The organism is Streptomyces sp. NPDC001634, from assembly GCF_040298185.1.
Lineage (GTDB): Bacteria > Actinomycetota > Actinomycetes > Streptomycetales > Streptomycetaceae > Streptomyces.
On the sequence record NZ_JBEOZU010000073.1, the window covers coordinates 24142 to 40531 of the forward strand.

General features: G+C 70.3%; 12 protein-coding genes. 3 read left to right on the plus strand and 9 right to left on the minus strand.

The features are described from left to right. Positions 1 to 7: 7 nt before the first annotated feature. From ABT186_RS35475 to ABT186_RS35485, 3 genes are all read right to left on the minus strand, one after another. Positions 8 to 700: a Pr6Pr family membrane protein gene (locus ABT186_RS35475; protein ID WP_351928563.1), complete on the minus strand. Its 693-nt coding sequence runs from the start codon at positions 698 to 700 to the stop codon at positions 8 to 10. A gap of 5 nt (positions 701 to 705) precedes the next feature. Beyond that, positions 706 to 1071 (minus strand): hypothetical protein, encoded by a 366-nt coding sequence (locus tag ABT186_RS35480; RefSeq protein WP_351228851.1) that lies wholly within the window; start codon positions 1069 to 1071, stop codon positions 706 to 708. A 158-nt stretch (positions 1072 to 1229) separates the two neighbouring features. Then, positions 1230 to 2207, minus strand: a complete 978-nt coding sequence (locus ABT186_RS35485; RefSeq protein ID WP_351228853.1) for a hypothetical protein — start codon at positions 2205 to 2207, stop codon at positions 1230 to 1232. Positions 2208 to 2386: 179 nt separating this feature from the next. Between ABT186_RS35485 and ABT186_RS35490 the strand changes: the two genes are divergently transcribed. Further along, positions 2387 to 4567 carry a DEAD/DEAH box helicase gene (locus tag ABT186_RS35490; RefSeq protein WP_351228855.1) on the plus strand — a complete coding sequence of 727 codons (2181 nt, stop codon included), beginning with the start codon at positions 2387 to 2389 and terminating at the stop codon, positions 4565 to 4567. Positions 4568 to 4674: 107 nt separating this feature from the next. Here the strand turns inward: ABT186_RS35490 and ABT186_RS35495 are convergent, their stop codons facing one another. From ABT186_RS35495 to ABT186_RS35510, 4 genes are all read right to left on the minus strand, one after another. After that, the gene (locus ABT186_RS35495; protein ID WP_351928585.1) at positions 4675 to 4827 is read right to left on the minus strand and encodes a hypothetical protein; all 153 of its coding nucleotides are present in this window, start codon (positions 4825 to 4827) and stop codon (positions 4675 to 4677) included. Beyond that, positions 4773 to 5141, minus strand: a complete 369-nt coding sequence (locus ABT186_RS35500) for a helix-turn-helix domain-containing protein (RefSeq protein ID WP_351928565.1) — start codon at positions 5139 to 5141, stop codon at positions 4773 to 4775. Before ABT186_RS35500 ends, ABT186_RS35495 begins: the two co-directional genes overlap by 55 nt. Positions 5142 to 5712: 571 nt before the next feature. Further along, complete coding sequence (locus tag ABT186_RS35505) at positions 5713 to 8346, minus strand: SpoIIE family protein phosphatase (RefSeq protein ID WP_502973426.1); 2634 nt, start codon at positions 8344 to 8346, stop codon at positions 5713 to 5715. Positions 8347 to 8642: 296 nt separating this feature from the next. Then, a complete protein-coding gene (locus tag ABT186_RS35510; protein WP_351928567.1) occupies positions 8643 to 10130 on the minus strand; it encodes an RICIN domain-containing protein in 1488 nt (495 codons plus the stop codon). Between the two features lie 215 nt (positions 10131 to 10345). Between ABT186_RS35510 and ABT186_RS35515 the strand changes: the two genes are divergently transcribed. Continuing rightward, a complete protein-coding gene (locus ABT186_RS35515; protein WP_351228861.1) occupies positions 10346 to 12259 on the plus strand; it encodes a glycoside hydrolase family 97 protein in 1914 nt (637 codons plus the stop codon). Between the two features lie 23 nt (positions 12260 to 12282). Here the strand turns inward: ABT186_RS35515 and ABT186_RS35520 are convergent, their stop codons facing one another. Further along, a complete protein-coding gene (locus tag ABT186_RS35520; protein ID WP_351928569.1) occupies positions 12283 to 13389 on the minus strand; it encodes a pyridoxal-phosphate dependent enzyme in 1107 nt (368 codons plus the stop codon). 161 nt (positions 13390 to 13550) lie between these two features. Between ABT186_RS35520 and ABT186_RS35525 the strand changes: the two genes are divergently transcribed. Beyond that, positions 13551 to 15113 carry a S8 family peptidase gene (locus ABT186_RS35525; protein WP_351228865.1) on the plus strand — a complete coding sequence of 521 codons (1563 nt, stop codon included), beginning with the start codon at positions 13551 to 13553 and terminating at the stop codon, positions 15111 to 15113. Here ABT186_RS35525 and ABT186_RS35530 read toward each other — a convergent pair whose 3' ends face one another. Next, on the minus strand, positions 15114 to 16370 hold the full coding sequence (locus ABT186_RS35530; protein WP_351928571.1) for a serpin family protein: 1257 nt from the start codon (positions 16368 to 16370) through the stop codon (positions 15114 to 15116). Positions 16371 to 16390 lie beyond the last annotated feature (20 nt).

The window sequence follows — 16390 nt, forward strand, 5'->3', positions numbered from 1 at the left end:
GGCCTTCTCAGTCGGGCGTCTGCACCACCGCGACCGCGGGTGCGGCACTGCGCGCGTATCTGCGGTCGAGGGTGACGAGGCCGAGGCCCAGCAGATAGAAACCGCCCGCCAGGAAAAGACAGTTGACGCTCACCTGCCCGTATCCCGAACCGGCGACGTCCAGGAAGGGGTACGGGTAGCGCGTGCCGCGGGTCACGACGGCGCCCCGGGTCAGTGCGAAGACCAGATACGCCAGCGGATAGGCGAGCCACAGCACCGCGTGCCGCCGGCGCAGCGCGCCCTTCGGGCCGAAGAACAGCCAGTCCAGCAGGGCCATGAGCGGTGTGACCACGTGCAGCAGAACGCTGTGCCACGTGTAGTGCGATTCCTTCTGCTGCTGGTAGAAGGGGCTGGCGGGATTGGCGAGCAGCAGGTTGAAGACCGTGCCGGTGATCAGGATGTAGAGCGTCACCGCGCCCTTGGCCGCCACCAGGAAGGCCCCTTCGGGGCCCGCGCCCCGCAGCGTGCGCACGACCAGGGCCGCGAAGAACACCGTCAGAAGGAGATTGCTCTGGACCGTGAAGTAGATCCAGAACTCGGCGGGGCCGGGGCCGGCGAGGCTTTCGGCCGTGGTGCCGGCGAGCCCCGCCGCGCCGGCGAGACACAGCGCCGACCGGAAGACTGTGCGCCGCACACGGTCCGGTCCGAGGTCAGGTGCCATGACTGTCAGATCCGGTCCGTCAGTTCCTCGGCGTACACCTGTGACAGTGGCTGAGGTCCCACGTACTGCTGGCAGTTGCACTGTCCGGCCTCGTAGCGCACCGGCTTCTTGTTCTCGTCCCAGGCCGTCGGGACCTCCACGCGCTCGTGACAGCGGCCGTTCTTGTCATGCTTGGCCAGGTGGTGCGTACACCCGCACACCGGCTCCGGCGGCTTGTTCGCCGCCTCGACGGCCAGGCGTTCCTGCTTCGCCGCCTCCAGCAGTTCCATCTTCCGCTCGTGCCGGTTGCGCAGCGCGGTGCGGACATTGTCGGCCAGCCAGGCGAAGCCGCCTGTCCAGAAGATGATGAGCACCCACCAGAACCAGTCCATCAGTCAACCTTCCCCCGTGCGGCCGTGCGTGCCGCGAACGCCCCGTGGCATCGGTGCCGGTCACGTGTGCATCGACGCTTCCGGATCAGGATAGACACCGCCTGGTTCGACGGGCAGTGGAGGGCACATACCGACGTGACCGGTGTGCGGCGTTTATGTCACTGGATGTTGAGCCGGATGGTGTGCGACGCGTCCGTCGGGCAGACGAACACGCGCAGTTCCCCGAAGCGGCCCACGTTGATCCCCGGGCCCTCGTTGCTGCTGTCCATCGTCAGGAACAGCCGCATCCTGGTACCGCAGGAGGCGCAGTCGACCGGGACGAGGTCGGTCAGGTGCCAGCTGGGCCAGCCGCCCAGTTTCCACCCCGGCCGGCAGGCCAGGCCACGGTGGAACTCGATGCCGTGCGCCTCGGCCCAGTCGCTGCCCTGTTCCACGAGGTCATCGGGGAGTTCGTCCTGATCCGGCAGGTCGGTCACCCGGAGCGGGTCGAGTACGCAGGGATGCGGCAGATAGCCGTGGTCGGTACGGTCCGGCCGGGGCGGATCCAGGACCGCGCCCACTGCCGACGAGGCGCGGTGGCGCATCTCGACCGCCGGTCCGTAGTAGCCGGGTTGGCCCGGGAGTTCGTCGTGGTCGTTGGGACACCACAGCACTTGCAGGACGTCGGCCCCGTCCGGCCAGTGATCCCCGGGGACGTCACGCTCGTAGAGCTGCACGACGGGGACCATCGGAACGCCCGGACCCGATGTGTCCGGCGCCATGCGGATCGTCTCCCAGGTGATCATGTCGAGCGCGCCCGCGCCGTTCATGATCCGGAGCTGGATCTCGGCCTCCTCCTCGGTGACCTCGTAGGCCCGGTGCGGCTGTTCAAGGTGCCTGGCGTGCATGGCACGGTCCATCCGCTGCCAGGTCTCCCGGTCCTCGTCCGACAGTTTCTCGCGGACCTCCACCAGGTGCGGGGCCCGGCACACCGGCCACGGCTCGTCGACGGGCCACAGCAGGGGGCCGCCGACCGAACTGTCCCCGACGCCCGGTGCGCCGGACGAGGGCCGGAGCAGGGTCGCCGTACGGATGTGGCCGGCGAAGGCGGGCAGTTCGGATATGAGCGCTTCCACGGTGGGGCTCTGCGATGTCACCGGCGGTCTCTCCAGCGGGAGGTGGGACGGGTTCGACGGCACCAACCTAAGGGGAGGCCCGGAGGACCTCGTCCCTGCGGTTCCCCGTCCGCCGGTTCCCCGTCCGCCGGTTCCCCGTCCGCCGGTTCCCGGCCGGCCGGTGGGTGGGAGGATGCGGGGGCGCGAGGAGAGGGGGCCGGATGGGGCGCAGTGAGCGGGAAGCGGTCGCGAGGGGAGCGCGACTGCAAGAGGCGGCACAGGCGGTGGTCGGGGACCACAACAGGGCGGTCGAGGCGGCACGGGCGGCACTGAAGCCGATCCATGACGCGGCGGTGGAGCAGGCTCTCGACGCCATGCCCGTGGCCCGGCTCCAGGACGCCACCGGCGGACGGCTGCGGCTGGGGCACGTCGAGAAGAGCGGACTGCGCACGGTCCGGAAGGTGCTCGAAGCCGGCCCCTATCGATTGCGGCAGATCCCCGGAGTGGGGCAGCGGACCGCCGACCAGATCATCGCCGCCGCCAACCGGCTGTCCGAGGCCGTTCACGAGACCGTCGCCGTGCACATCGATGTGGACAGGCCTCAGCCGCGAACGACCGCGCTCGTCATGGCTCTGCACGTACTGGTGGAAGCGGGCCCGGACGCACGGCGCGCGGTCGACACCGCTGCCGCCCTGTCGAAACGGCTCGGCCCGCTGCTGGCCGATGCCAGGCCCGCCGCCGGGCGGCTGCGCATGCTGCTGGCCGGACGGGCCAGGAGAACCCGCGCGCTGGAGGCCGTCGAGGAGATTCGTGCACTCGCCGACGAGGCGGCGCAGGCAGGCACGCCGGAGCTGCTCGCCCAGGCGTCGGTGGACCTGTTGCGAGGGCCTTCGACCGACATCGCGGCCTGGGTCGACTTCGAGCTGCGCTCCGCCGAGTACTACAGCCTGCTCGCCGAGATCTCCGGTCACGCTCCCGACGCGGCCGCCGCCGAGGGCTTCCTGCCGGACGACATCGCCGAGCGGGTACGGGGACAGCGGCTCGACGACTCCCACCGCCGGGTGTCACTCCGCGGTTATCAGGCGTTCGGCGCCCGCTTCGCCCTTGCGCAGCGCAGGGTGATCCTCGGCGACGAGATGGGGCTCGGCAAAACCATCCAGGCCATTGCCGCGCTGACGCATCTGGCCGCCGAGGGGCAGAGCCACTTCATGGTCGTCTGCCCGGCGAGCGTCCTGGTGAACTGGACGCGGGAGATCGAGGCCCGCAGCACACTGCGCGTCATGCCTCTGCACGGCCCGGACCGGCAGGACGCGTTCGCCGACTGGAAGGGCCGGGGCGGGGTCGGCGTGACGACCTTCGACGCCCTGCGGGGATTCCCGCCCCCGGGTGGGGGAGAGGTCGGCATGCTGGTCGTCGACGAGGCCCACTCCGTGAAGAATCCCAAGGCCCTGCGCTCCCAGGCCGTCGCCCAGTGGACCGAGAGCTGCGAACGCGTCCTCTTCATGACCGGTACGCCGATGGAGAACCGTGTCGCCGAGTTCCGCAGCCTGGTCCGGATGCTCGATCCCGGCTTGGGCGAACGCCTCGGCGACCGGGACGGACTGGCCGGGTCCGTGGCCTTCCGGAAGAAGGTCGCCCCGGTGTATCTGCGCCGCAACCAGGTGGACGTGCTGACCGAACTGCCCAGCCTCCAGCACACGGACGAGTGGGAGGAGCTGAGCGCCTCGGACGAGGCCGCCTACCGTGAGGCTGTGTACGCCGGCAATTTCATGGCGATGCGCAGGGCGGCGTACGCACGTCCCGAGAAGTCCGCCAAGCTCGGCCGGCTCCGCGAGGTGGTCCAGGAGGCCGGGGAGAACGGGCTGAAGGTGGTGGTGTTCTCGAACTTCCGGGATGTCCTGGGCGTGGTGAAGGACGCCGTGGACACCGGGGCGCAGGTCGGTGGCCCGGTGTTCGGTCCGCTCACCGGGAGCGTGCCGCCCGCGCGCCGCCAACTGGTCGTCGACGAGTTCGCGGCCGTGTCCGGTCCCGCAGTGCTGCTGGCGCAGATCCAGGCGGCGGGCGTCGGCCTGAACATCCAGGCGGCCTCCGTCGTGATCATCTGCGAGCCCCAGATCAAGCCGACCATCGAACACCAGGCGGTGGCGCGGGCCCATCGCATGGGGCAGGTCCGGTCGGTCCGGGTGCACCGCCTCCTCGCCACGGGCGGCGTGGACGAGCAGATGGTGACGATGCTCGAGAAGAAGGCCCGCCTGTTCGACGCCTACGCGCGCCGCAGTGTGGTGGCGGAGACGACCCCGGACGCCGTCGACGTGTCGGACGCGGAGTTGGCGCGCCGGATCGTCGAGGACGAGCAGGCCCGTCTGGGCATGGCCGACGGCCGGACCGCGGAGATGTCGTAGGACGCGGTCCCCGTACGGCCGTTGTCAGAACGGGACGGGCGGGAGCGCGGGCGGGGGCCGCTCGTAAAACCAGGCGTGCAGGATGAAACTGCGACGGCTGCAGTGGGTCATGCCGCCTCACCGTCCCCTGCATGGCGCGGCCTTGGGCGTACGGCAGGTTCGCCCGCGATGGGACTGCCGGCCAGGCGGTCGACGAGGGTGCGGATCAGCTCCTCACGGCCGAAGAACCAGTCGGCGTCCTCGGACCGGAAAGAAGCCAGGCCCCGGTAGGGCGCGACGCCCGGACCGCGCCCCGCCCGGCGCCGTAATCGCCCCAACGCGGCGGACAGGCCTGGTGTTCGCGTTCGTCGACGACTCCGCACGCGCGCAGCAGCGCGGGAAGCAGCTCCGGTTGCCGCACCGGCGGCAGATGACGCCCCGCGTAGTAGTCCCCCAGCGTGCTGGTCGGCACCCCGACCGCCTTCGCCAGGTCCCGGATCGTCAGCCCCGCACCTTCCCGCAGGGCGGTGAGCCGTTCGGCGAACTCCCTGACAGTGCCGATCTCCTCCGGAGCCCACTGGCCACCATCCTCCATGCGCCTGCCTCCCCCCACACTGCCTGGCCCGCCCCCCACCCGGCGGCCCCGGCTTCCCGGGACACTTCCCGCACAATCCCGCCCTCAAGCGGATAAGTGGGAACAGCGGCTCGCCCGGGGATCACCGACCCCGGACGCATCCGTGCACCGGCAGCGGCCGGACGACGCGCAGGCCGACCCCGTCACAGGGCGGCGGCGCACCGGGGAGGGGCCGTCGGCCTCGGTCCGTGTCCAGCGGCGCACCCGTTGTCGTGCCCGAGACCGTTGTCGTGCCCGCGACCGGGCAGGTGTGGTCCTACGACGAGTGGTGGACGCGGAGGGCGAATGGAGCGCGGTGGCGTCGGTGGACGAGGTCGCGGAGCGGCCGGCGGCCGGTGAGGTTCCGTCGTCCGAGGTGCCGCCGCCGGCTTTCAGGGAGGCGGTGCGGGACGTCGGCCCTTTCGCGGGCGTTACGTCGATCGCGGCCGATCCCGGGTGGACCGGGCGCGCAGGTCCGCCGCGAGGCGTTGGAACGGTTACTGGCGCCCCTGAAGATCGCCGACCGGCGTGGCGGGGTGGGGCGTACGGAGCTTCAGTGGTCCGTGGGCAGGGCCTGCTCGGTCCAGATGGTCTTGCCGGTGGGCGTGTAGCGCGTCCCCCAGTGCTGAGTCATCTGGGCGATGATGAACAGGCCCCGGCCCCCTTCGTCGTCGCTCGCGGCATGGCGCAGATTCGGGGCGGTGTGCCCGGTGTCGGAGACCTCGCAGATCAGGGTGGTGTCACGGATCAGGCGTACCTGGATCGGTCCGCCGACGTAGCGGACGGCGTTGGTGACCAGCTCGGAGACGATGAGTTCGGTGGTGAACGACAGGTCGTCCAGCCCCCAGTCGCCGAGCTGCTTGCCGGCGGTGGTGCGGACGGCGCCGACCACCGCCGGGTCCGCTTCCAGTTCCCACTGGGCGAACCGGTTCGGGTCGAGCATGCGGGTGCGGACCAGGAGCAGCGTCGCGTCCTCGTCCACCGGCCCGGGCAGCAGCGTGGCAACCGCCCGGTCGCACAGCCCCTCCAGGGGCTGCCTGTGATCGGCGAGGACCTGGGCGAGCAGGGCGAGCCCGGCGTCATGGCCGTCGGCCGCCTGGAGGAGACCGTCCGTGAAGAAGGCGATGACACTCCCCGGCGGGAGCTGCAGTTCCGTGCTCTCGTAGGGCGGGCCACCGATACCCAGCGGCGGCCCGGGCGGCAGCTGAGGACGGTGGGCGACGCCCGTGTACGGGTCCACGATCGTCAGCAGCGACTGCCCCGCCCGCGCCAGGCTGCACTGTCCCGAGACAGGGTCGTACACCGCGTAGACGCAGGTCACCCCCATGGCGTCGTCGGCGTGCGGCCTGATGTGGCCCGGGACGTGGTCGGCTTCTTGCTCGTGCGCGGTCTGCTCGACCAGGTCGTCCAGGCGGGAGAGGAGTTCGTCCGGGGCGAGGTCCAGCCGGGCCAGGACGCGTACGCCCGTGCGCAGGCGCCCCATGGTGGCGGCGGCGTGCAGACCGTGGCCGAGCACATCGCCCGCGACCAGGCCGACCCGGGTGCCCGACAGCGGGATGACGTCGAACCAGTCACCGCCCACGCCGGACCCGCTGTCGGCGGGCAGGTAGCGGGCCGCCGACTCGTCGAGGGCGGTCTGCGGCGGCAGGTGGTGCGGAAGCAGGCTCCGCTGGAGTCTGAGCGCCTCCGAGTGCCCACGGCTGATCACCAGCATCAGCATGAAGCCGAGCAGCAGGGCGCCCAGCCCCACGACCGTGACCCCGCCCGTCGGCCCGATCAGCGGCAGGTCGACGACGGTCGCGCCGTACCCGGGGTCCGCGTAGACGTCGAAGGTGGCGTAGAGGAACAGGGAGAGCATCGCCAGCCCGCCCAGCCCCGGCAGCACGCCCTTGAAGATCAGGTCCCGGGTGCTGCGGGTGAGGACCTTGCGGTGGTACCAGACGCAGGCGAAGCCGGTCAGCCCGTAGTAGAACGTGATCGCGAGGCCGACCGAGCTGACCGAGTCGGCCAGGATGTTCCCGCTGAACGTGGTCAGCAGGACCAGGACGCCGATCGAGACCGCGCCCATGCCGACGGTCGACCAGGTCGGGGTGAGGAACCTGCGGTGGACCCGGGCGAACCGGGCGGGGACGGCCTTGTGGACCGCCATGGAGAAGACGGTCCGGGCCAGGGGCAGGATCGTGGTCTGCGTGGAGGCCAGCGCCGACGTCAGCACCATCAGGATCAGCAGTCTGGACAGGAAAATCCCCGGCCCGTGGCTGCCGAAGACGGCGTCGCCCAGTCCGGAGAGCACGTCGCCCGAGTTGCCGGCGTTGCCCAGCCCGATGCCCGAGCTGCCGACTCCGGCGAACGCCTGCGCCGACGTGGCCACCAGCGCATAGGTGATCAGTAGCAGCACGGTGGAGATGACGGCGGCGCGCCCGGGGATGCGGGAGCTGTCGACGGTCTCCTCGTTGACCGTGACGGCGGTGTCCCAGCCCCAGTAGATGAAGACCGCCGCCAGGAGGCCCGAGGTCAGCGACCTCGTCGAGGACACCTCGAAGGGGTTGAACCAGGAGGCGGACACATGGATCGCCGTCGGGGGAGCGCCGGTGTAGACCCTGACCAGCGCGGTGACGGCGAACAGGATCAGCACCCCCACCTCCAGGCACAGCAGCCAGCGCTGGACGGTGACCGAGAGTTCGATGCCGATGTAGCAGACCGTGGTCATCACGGCGATCCAGACGATGCCCGCCACGGTGGTCCACAACCGGTTCTCCGCCAGTGCGTCGAAGCCCAGCAACCGGAATCCGTAGATGCCGGCGATCTCGGCGAGGTTCGTCATGACGAGGAGATCGGCGACGATGATGCCCCAGCCGCCCATCCAGCCGGTGCGTGGGCCGAAGGCACGGGTTGCCCAGGTGAAGGTGGTACCGCAGTCGGCGTTGCTCGCGTTGAGCTCCCGGTAGGCGTACGCGATCAGCAGCACCGGGACGAACGCCATCATGGTGACGATCGGGGCCTGCAGTCCGACACCCGCCACGATGAGGCCGAGCGTGGCGGCGATGCTGTAGGCCGGGGCGGTGGAGGCCAGGCCGATGACGACCGAGGAGAACATGCCGAGGGCGCCGCTCTTGAGCCCCTTCCGGCCGGGCCCGGTGCCGGGAGCGGGGTGGCCGGGGGGCGCGGCGACGCCGTTGAGCCTCACGCCTGATTCCACCCCCGGACCTGGCCCGTCCGCCACATCACCGGGCAGCCGGAAAGCCGGCCCCTTCCGCTGCCGGCCGTATGGGCCCGGACCCGGTGGATCCGGCCGCGCGTTTGTGCACTGGGCATGATCCCTCCTGCGGTGACCGCCATCGGCAATTCGGGGCAAGTCGGGTTTGCGGCACTGTCAACCAATGTGAGCCTTATGTCAAGAATCAGGCAAGAGTGCGGGGACCGCGGGGCCGGCCCGGCGAAGGTCCGGCCCCGCGTACTGACACCGGGGTCACCGGCTCACGGTCAGGACAGACCCCACTGCTGGTCGGTCGCGCCGGTGCCGGTCTCCTGGTCCACCGCCGCGCCCTGCGTGGTCGAGCCCGCGACGCCGATGTCCAGGTCGCTGCCGACGCCGGCGAGCAGGTAGGCGCTGCCGGTGTAGCTGCCGACCAGGTCGAGGAACCACTGCTGGTTGGCCCCGCCGTTGCAGGTCCACTGCTGCAGTTGCACACCGGTGGCGGTCGACTGGTTCGGTACGTCCAGGCACAGTCCGCTCTTGACGCTCTTGAGCGTGTAGACGTTGTCCGCCACCCGCGTCAGGGTCCACTGCTGGTTGGTGCCGCCGTTGGACGGCCACTGGATGATCTTGGCGCCGCTTGCCGTGGAGCCGCTCGCCACGTCCATCAGCAGGGAGCTGTTGCCGTTGGTCAGGGTGTGGACCCCCGCGGAGGGAATCCCGCTGCCGGGCGACCAGGTACCGGCGGCGGTGTCGAGGGACCAGGTGGGGTACTGGCCGAGGTTCACCGTGGTCCCCCGGATGGTCAGCGGCAGCCAGATCAGCTTGGAGGAGCCCAGGTTGGAGGTGTCCCATCGGTCGCCGGCGTAGATGTACGTGGTTCCGGAGGAGCCCTGGACGGTGATGACGTTCGCCGTCTGGCTGCCGTAGGTGTGGGTGCCGGGAGCGGCGAAGTTCCGGAACGCCGACCAGGGGCCGCTCAGGGACGTGGCGGTCGCGTAGATGTTGTCGTTCAGGCTCCAGCCCGTCAGATGGGAGCCGAAGACGTAGTAGGTGCCGCCCACCTTCACCATGGCGGGCGCCTCGACGCTGTTGCTGCCACTGCCGCCCAGCACCGCCACCGCACTGTCCACGGACAGGTAGTCGGCGGACAGCTTGTCGATGCGCAGGCCGTTGTTGCGGTCCTCGCTCAGCAGGTACGCGGTGCCGTCGGTGTCCTGGAACAGGCCCAGGTCACGGCTGAGGTTGCCCAGCGGCCGGAAGCTTCCCCGGTAGGTGTAGGGGCCGCACGGGGTGCTGCTGGTCGCCACCCCGACCTTGGCCTCGGAGTAGTCCTTGCTGTCGATGTGCATGTACATCACGTACGTGCTGGTCGAGGCGTTGAAGATGACCTTGGGCCGTTCCACGATGCGGTTGGGCCCCAGGTCACCGCTGCTCTGTTTTGCCAGGGCGACGCCCTGGTAGGACCAGTTGGCCAGGTCGGTCGAGGTGTAGCACGGTATGTCCTGGAACGACGTGTCCGACGAGGTCTCGCCGGTCTTGTCCTCCCCGAAGCCGTACCAGGTGCTGCCCACCTTGATGATGCCGAGGCCGTGCAGCTGAAGTGCGTTGCCGTTCTGGTCGGTTCGTGCCGCGCCCGTCGTGAACGACACCGTGGCCGCGTGTGCCTCGGTCGCCGGAAGCAGGAGTGCCGCGAGGCCTCCGAGCAGTGTCAGAAAGGCGATGGCGGCTCTGCGCCACCGGCCGGCCGGTGTATGGGGTGCTCTCTCGGGCATGCGCTTCCCTCTCCTGGGCGATTTGGGGGTCCATGAGAGGGGAGGGCGAACACCGCGTCAAGGATTGCGATCGATTTTGTTGATGTTTTTTGACTGATCGGGTGGAGTTTTGCTGCGCGACCCGTTGACCCCTCATCAATCCGGCACTAGAAACGTCGTGGCCGTGAGGCTCTGTTACTTCCTGGTCGGATTTGTTGAGACAGGCGGTGTGCTTCGTGAACGTGTCCCGTCGCGGCGTCCTCAAGGGAGCGGCCGTCACCGCATCGGTGGCCGCACTGGGGGTGGCCACCACCCGTCCGGCCGAGGCCGCCGACGCCTCGGTCACCGCGACCTCGCTCGACGGCACCACCACCATCACGATGTCGCTGACCGGCGGTGCGCTTCGGTGGTCGGCCAGGCGCAACGGCGCGACGGTGATCGACAGTTCGGCCATGGGCCTGCGGCTGAGCGACGGAACCACTCTCGGCACCGACGCCGTGCTGACGAACTACCAGCACTGGCACGTCGACACCACCTGGGCTCCGGTCTACGGACGCAACGCGACCGTCGCCGACACCTATCAGGAGATGCGCTGGAACCTGCGGGACACCCGCACCTCCGTCAACTTCGGCGTGCAGATACGGGCGTACGCGTCCGGCGTCGCGTTCCGCTACGTCCTGCTCGACACAGACACCGCCACCATCGCGGGCGAGCTGACGACGTTCGTCTTCCCCGACAACACCCTCGTCTACAGCGCGCGGGACGAGGACGCCTACACGCCGGTCGCCCCGGGCTCCATCCCCTCCACGGGAACCTCCTCCACGGACACCGGCCCCCTGACCGACCTGCCGCTGACAGCCACCTACGCCAACGGGCTCATCGCCTGCGTCTGTGAGTCGGCGCGCCTGAACTACCCGCGGCTGAGCCTGAGTTCCGTTTCGGGAGCACCCGACACCCTCGCGGCCCACCTGATGCAGCACACGGCACGCGGCTCCGGAACGGTCCAGACGGTCTCCACCGTCACCACGCCGTTCGCCACGCCATGGCGCGCAGTGGTGATCGGCTCCACGCACGCCGAACTGGTGGACAACGCCGAACTGGTGCTCAACCTGGCCCCGGCGAACGCCCTCGCCGACACGTCGTGGATCAAGCCGGGCAAGGTCTTCCGCTGCCAGCTGACCACCGCCGCCGGCATGGCGGGCGTCGACTTCGCCGTCGCCCGCGGCCTGCAGTACATCGAGTACGACTCCGGCTGGTACGGACCCGAGTCCAGCACCACCGACGCCACGAAGCCGATCCCCGCCATCGATTTGCCCTCGGTGATCTCCTACGCCACCGGAAAGGGCATCGGCGTCATCCTCTACGTCGACCGCATCGCCCTGACCGACACCGACGCGCTCTTCTCCCTCTACCGCAGCTGGGGCGTCGCCGGCGTCAAGCTGGGCTTCATCAACGACGGCACCCAGGCGATGACGAACCAGATCATCGCCTGGGCCAGGACGGCGGCGACGTACAAGCTGCTGATCGACATGCACGACGACGTGCGGCCGTTCGGCTACGAGCGGACCTGCCCCAACTGGGTCAGCCTGGAGGGCGTGCGGGGCAACGAGCACTTCCCGACCGCCACGCACAACGTGACGCTGCCCTTCGCCCGCAACATCGGCGGGCCGATGGACTACACGATCTGCTACGGGCAGTCGCGCGACCAGACGACCAACGCCCATCAGATGGCGATGGCGGCCGTGTACTACCAGCCGCTCAACTTCCTCTACTGGTACGACCAGCCCTCCAAGTACGCGAACACCGCCAACTGGCCGGGACTGCCCTGGTTCGACGCCATCCCCACCACCTGGGACCAGAGCCGGACCCTGGCCGGCTCGATCGGCCAGTACATCGCGGTCGCCCGGCGCAGCGGCACCACCTGGTACCTCGGGGCGATGACGAACGAGAGCGCCCGAACCCTGTCGATCCCGTTGTCCTTCCTCGGCGGCGGTACCTACACCGCCACGGTCTACGCCGACGGAACACCGGGAAGCAGTCCCTACCAGACTCCAGTGGTGGTGAGCACGCGGACCGTCACCTCGGCGACCACGCTGAGCGTGGCGATGGCCCCTGCGGGCGGCCAGGCGGTCATCCTGAGACCGAGCTGAACCTGGAGCGGGGGCCGCGGGCGTCAGCCCCCGGCCAGCCCCGTCTTCAGACCCGCCCCGCACAGCGGCACCACCGCGCTACGCGCTCCCAGCACCCCGTCCCGTACCGCCGCCCAGCACGCCACGCCCGTCGACTCCACGTACAGGCCCTGGGACGCCAGGTCCAGCTGGGCGTGCCGGATCTGGTCCTCCGTCACCGTCAGGAAGGTGCCGCCCGACTGGCGTACCGCGCGCAGGATCTGGCGGGCGCGGGGCGGGCCGGTGATCGCGATGCCCTCGGCGAACGTGGGGGCCACGGGGGTGACGCCCACCAGGTCGTCCGCGCCCTCCTCCCATGCGTGAGCCAGCGGCGCGACCGCCGCCGCCTGTACCGCGTACAGCGCCGGGCGGCGGCCGATCAGACCCGCCGTGAACAGCTCGGCGACGGCGAGGGCCGCGCCCAGCAGCAGTGTGCCGTTGCCGACGGGCAGGACGAGCACCTTCGGGAGCCGTCCGCCGAGGTCCTCCCACAGTTCGTGGACGTATGTCTTCGTGCCGTGCAGGAAGTACGGGTTGAACACGTGCGAGGCGTAGAACACCTCGGGTTCGTCCGCCGCCTCGCGTGCCGCCCGCGCCGCCGCCTCGCGGTCGCCGTCGACCACGCGGATGCGCGCCCCGTGCGCCCCGATCTGCTCCAGCTTCTTGGGTGACGTGCCCTCCGGGACGTAGACCGTGCACGGCAGCGCGGCCCGGGCGCAGTACGCGGCGATCGACGTGCCCGCGTTCCCGCTGCTGTCGGCGACGACCTGCCGGGGTCGCAGCCGCAGGGCCAGCTCGGCCAGCAGCACCGCGCCCCGGTCCTTGAAGGAGAGCGTCGGCATCAGGAAGTCGAGCTTGCCCGAGATGCCGTCCGTCAGCTCCACGAGCGGCGTACGGCCCTCCCCGAGGCTCACGGAGGGGCCGGCCAGCGGCAGCGTCTCCGCGTAGCGCCACAGCGAATTCACCCGTCCGCCAAGGGACTTGAGTGGAGCTGGAGTGGGCGCGAAGTCCAGGTCCAGCGGGCCGCGGCAGACGGGGCAGCACCAGGCGAGCGACTGCGCGGTCACACGCGTGCCGTCCGCCGGGCAGAAACAGTCCGGCAAAGGTGTCATGGAGGCAGGGTAGTTGTTGTCCCAGTATTGACGTTATGTCATGATTGCGTCGCTTTGCCCGTGTTGCACCCATGCCCCCCGCGCGTGCATCGTCGTACGCCTCGCGCACCCGCCCACCCCCAACCGGAACACCCGGAGCACCCCCAAGAGGAGGACCTCGGATGGCAGTGATGCGTCAGGTTCGGCGAAGACTGGCCGGGATCGGCGCGGCGGCCCTGGCCGTCGGCCTGGTCTCCGCCCTCCCCACGCACGCGGCACCCGGCCCCGACGGCCGGATCCTGTACGCGGACGCGGCCAATGCCGTGCCCAACAGCTACATCGTCGTCCTCAAGCCGGAGGCGGCGAAGGCCGACTCCCCCTGGGGCCGCGCCCTCGCCGCCAGGTACAGCGCTTCCGTCGGGCACACCTACGTCAAGGCGCTCAACGGGTACGCGGTCCAGGCCACCCCGGCCGACGCGAAGCGGTTCGCCGCCGATCCCTCCGTCGCCTCCGTCGTCCAGAACCGCACCCTCCACATCGACACGACCCAGACCAACCCGCCCTCCTGGGGTCTGGACCGCATCGACCAGAAGACCCTGCCGCTCAATGGCAGGTACACCTACCCCGACTCGGCGGGCCAGGGCGTGACCGCGTACATCGTCGACACGGGCGTACGCATCTCCCACACCGACTTCGGCGGCCGTGCCTCGTACGGCTACGACTTCGTCGACAACGACAACATCGCGCAGGACGGCAACGGCCACGGCACGCACGTGGCGGGCACGGTCGCCGGCTCCTCGTACGGTGTCGCCAAGAAGGCCAAGATCGTCGCCATCCGTGTCCTCGACAACAACGGGACCGGCACCACCGACAAGGTCATCGCGGGTATCGACTGGGTGGCCCAGCACCGCAGCGGCCCGTCCGTGGTCAACATGTCGCTCGGCGGCGGCGCCGACAACGCGCTCGACACGGCCGTCCGCAACACCATCGCCTCCGGGGTGCCCTTCGCGGTCGCCGCGGGCAACAGCAACACCGACGCCTCCACCGTCACGCCCGCCCATGTGACCGAGGCGATCACGGTCGGTGCGACGACGTCGCAGGACATGCGGGCCGGCTACTCCAACTACGGCTCGGTTCTGGACCTCTTCGCGCCGGGCTCCGGGATCACGTCCACGTGGAACACCAGCGACACGGCCACGAACGTCCTGTCCGGTACGTCGATGGCGACACCGCACGTGACAGGGGCGGTGGCCCTCTATCTGGCGGACCATCCGACGGCCACGCCCGCGCAGGTCGCCTCCGCGCTGACGGGCGCCGCGTCCGCCAACGTCGTCTTCGACCCGGGCCCCGGCTCACCCAACCGGCTGCTCAACGTCGTCGGCGGTACGACGGCCCCGCCCGGGCCGCGCTTCGTGAACAACACCCAGTACCCGATCAACGACTTCACCACGGTCAACTCGCCGATCACGGTCACCGGGGTCCCCGGCAACGCACCCTCGGCCCTCGCAGTCGAGGTGCACATCCAGCACACCTACATCGGTGACCTCCGGGTCCAGCTGATCGCGCCGGACGGTTCGCCCTTCCTGCTCAAGCCCTTCGGAAGCGGCGGCAGCACCCACGACATCAACACCACGTACACCGTGAACGCCTCGGCGAAGACGGCGAACGGCACGTGGAAACTGAGGGTCACCGACAACGCGGCCCAGGACACCGGGAAGATCGTCTCCTGGGCGCTGCAGTTCTGATCACCAGGCGCCGTCCTCGTCCTCGTCCTCGTCCTCGTCCTCGTCCTCGTATTCGTCTTCGTCTTCGTCTTCGTCTTCGGGAAAGGGCAGCGGGTCGGTGATCCAGCCCGCCGCGAGGACGAGGCGGGAGGTGCGGTGCACCGCGAGGAAGCCGAAGGGGCGGTCGAAGGTGGCCTCGACGGTGGTCGTCACCTGGCGGAGGTCGGGCATGGCTCCACTGGTCACGGCTCCGAAGGCGGTCACCGAGGCGGCGCGGAAGCCCAGCGCGCCGAACCGCGCGGTCGTGGACTGCCCGGCGGATCCGATGGCCAGGGGGAAGCCGCTGATCCCGGGAAAGTGCCCTCGCGTGATGTCCCGCGCCGTCGACAGGCCGAACAATTCGTGCCGCTCCAGCAGATCGTGGCGCGCCGTCACGTCGAACGCCGCGGTCGTCACGTCGAGCGTCGGCGGCTGCGGCCTCATACAGCGCACTTTCCGCACCCGCAGGCCCGGCCCCACGTCCCCGTACGGCAGCCCGGTGCCCGGCACGACCGGGTGCCGGCGCAGCAGAACGTCCACCCCGGCCCGCACCACCTGAGCCGCGGTCATCCGCTCCTCGCCGAGCAGCAGATGCACATCGATCCCGCTCGTGCCCAGCACCTTCAGCTCGGTGACGCACCCGTCGGGCGTGTCCGCGACACCCACCCGGTCCAGCAGCACGCTCTCGCGTCTCAGCCCCAGCAGTGACCGCTCCCGCCACGGCCCCGACTCCGGCAACAGCGGCCACTCCTCGAAGGGCCGCAGCCACTTGGTGCGCAGGACGAGAGCGCTCGCCAGCACCAGCTCGGTGTCCTCCGTCAGCGCGACCGGCATACGGTCGACCAGGCCTTCGGTGCGCTTCACCGCCCATGCGTCCAGCGCCGCGCGGTCGGCCTCCGCATCCCCCGTGAGCACCCCGTGCGTCTCGGCAGGCAGCCCCGCCGCCCACTCCGCGCGCAGTTCCAGGGTCCGCTTGGTCCACAGGCCGAGCGCCACGTCGAGCCCGCGTATCGCGTCCAGGGCGGCCGGCAACTCCCGTGCCGCGGCCGCCGCCTGTTCCGCGGGCAGCCCGACCGCGTCGGCCAGCTCCGCCCGCGCGGCTCCCGCGGCGCCGTCCGCGAGGAAGGCGAGCAACGGCCAGACTCCGACGGCGGAGAACACGGTGCCGTCCTCGACCGTCCCGGCCCAGCGAGCCGTCAGCCTGCCCACGGCCTCCGTCGTCGCCCTCGTGACCCGCATTCCGCCCCTCCCCGCCCCAC